Raw genomic sequence first — 2,220 nt, 5'->3', positions numbered from 1 at the left:
ATTAAGTGGTATGGTCGTTTTATTTTTTAGAGAAAATTCATTAATAATTAGCTTAATCACAGCTGTTATATTATTAGTTTTATATTTAGTCGTTTGGACAATTATACCAGCGTTAACGTCGTTATCTACGAACGATATTATATATTCAAGCATCCAACAACTGAATAATTATCTCGGTGTATACCGTGAAAAAGATATCATTTCGATGATTGAATTAAACGTATCTTCCATCCGTGCAATGGATTTCTTTAGTCTGTTTATGTTCGTCTCACTACCATTCACTTTTATCGGTAGTATATTAGAACGTATCGATATCGAGAAATACTTTAAAACAAAAGGATATATTTTAACACTTGTTGTATTAACGAGTGCACTTCTAATAAAAATGATCGAAGTGCTAAGTTTAGGCAGTAGAAGTGGAAAGCTGATTGGGGAAAATATTGGTGGTATGATGCTCGGATTTGCATTATTCTTAACGATAATATTACTCGTCGAACAAGCACCTAAATTCGCGACGCTACTGTTTGAAATTCCTGGGAAATACGTGTTGTTTTTATTTATCGTATTTAACTTTTTAATGAGTATCATTTTTTACGGAATCGGTTTTAATTATTACGGAGAAGTCACAGTGGCAACGCTCGTTTTAATTATATTTATAATACTCATCGTATTATATGCGCTCATGCACATATTAAATAAATTCAATATTACACTATTAGAAATTTTTAAAAATAAACGTTAGTTAATTTTAAAGATATTAAAGCGATGTTTTGTTATACTAATTAAAAGGGATAAAGGAGTCGTCTCATGAAATTTTTATCATTTACTTATAAAGGCAATCCGACTTACGGAGTGAAAGTGAAAAGAGAAGATAGTGCTTGGAACTTACCAAAACTATTTGAACAATTTGGAGAAGAAAAAGAATATCCAAAAACTTTATTAGAAGGAATCACGACGTATAATACGTTAGATTTCCAAGAAATCGTACGTACTTTAGTTGAAAAAGCTGAAGCGGACGATAATAACCATTTATACAAAGCACCGTTTAACGAAATTGAATTTTTACCACCAGTTGCACCACCAAACAACCTGATTTGTTTCGGTCGTAACTATAAAAAACACGCAGATGAGTTAAATAATGAAGTATCACTGACTGTATTTACGAAAGCAAATTCAAGTTTAGTTGGTGATGAAGGTACAATCGAGTCATTTAGCGACGTCACTGACGAGTTAGACTATGAAGGTGAACTCGGTATTGTAATTGGGAAACAAGCGCATAACGTTCAACCACACTTAGCGCTCGATTACGTGTACGGTTATACAATCGTAAACGACATTACAGCACGTGATTTACAAAAATCATTAAAACAATTTTTCTTAGGGAAAAGTTTAGCAGCACCAGTTGGTCCATATATCGTGACTAAAGATGAATTACCGAACTTAAATAACGTATCGATCGTTACAAAAGTGAACGACGAGATTCGTCAAGACGGTAATACGCGTGATATGATTCTATCTGTTGAAGATATTATTGCAGAAGTTTCTAAGTACGTGAAACTGTTACCTGGAGATATTATCGCTACAGGCACTCCAGAAGGTGTAGCTGCAGGAATGGAGCACCCTGATTTCTTAGAGTCAGGCGATGCAGTTCGCGTATCAATTAATGGAATTGGTACATTAACAACTTATATTAAATAAAGGAGACACATGATGTTACATTTACACTTAACAGCAATTGCGCTCGCTTTTGTATTATTTTTAATCACGTATTTTTCATACAAAGGAAATCCTACAGCTGAAAATCGTAGAGCGTTTATTTTACACATGACACTAAGACTGTTTTACATTATCGTACTATTTAGTGGTGTAATGATTTTCATTCAAAACTTAAGTATCATTGGTAACATAAGTAACGGTCATATGATGTATGGTCTTAAAGCATTACTCGGACTTGGAGCGATTGCTCTAATGGAAATGACACTTGTTCGCGAGAAAAAAGAAACGAACGTACAAATGCTTTTAATTATCGCGATCGTTGTAATTATCGTTACAGTTCTACTTGGTTCTTACTTACCATTAGGTGTTTTATAATATTAAAACTGCAGATTATTCTGCAGTTTTTTATGTAGAATCAGTGAACTTACTATTTTCTATACATAAAAATTAAAATCCAGTATAATTGAATGTACATAATTGAAAGGTGGACGTAGATTGAAGAAG

Annotated in this window: 3 protein-coding genes; all 3 read left to right on the top strand. The window is 33.0% G+C overall.

What is annotated here, in order from left to right; all coding sequences use genetic code 11:
* Positions 1–742: DUF418 domain-containing protein (locus TJ68_RS06500; RefSeq protein WP_222859709.1), on the top strand; the 742-nt coding region annotated here is incomplete at its 5' end.
* Positions 743–807: 65 nt separating this feature from the next.
* Positions 808–1,698, top strand: a complete 891-nt coding sequence (locus TJ68_RS06495; RefSeq protein ID WP_040929354.1) for a fumarylacetoacetate hydrolase family protein — start codon at positions 808–810, stop codon at positions 1,696–1,698.
* Positions 1,699–1,707: 9 nt separating this feature from the next.
* Positions 1,708–2,091, top strand: coding sequence for a YisL family protein (locus TJ68_RS06490; RefSeq protein WP_238316048.1), 384 nt, complete (start codon positions 1,708–1,710; stop codon positions 2,089–2,091).
* Positions 2,092–2,220 lie beyond the last annotated feature (129 nt).

It is taken from the genome of Nosocomiicoccus massiliensis (assembly GCF_000438455.1).
GTDB lineage: Bacteria > Bacillota > Bacilli > Staphylococcales > Salinicoccaceae > Nosocomiicoccus > Nosocomiicoccus massiliensis.
Note: the sequence above shows the minus strand (reverse complement) of the source record. Positions and strands in the feature narration are given on the sequence as shown.

Coding starts and splice junctions, on each gene's coding strand:
- TJ68_RS06495 (WP_040929354.1), top strand. CDS start 808: ATGAAATTTTTATCATTTACTTATAAAGGCAATCCGACTTACGGAGTG.
- TJ68_RS06490 (WP_238316048.1), top strand. CDS start 1,708: ATGATGTTACATTTACACTTAACAGCAATTGCGCTCGCTTTTGTATTA.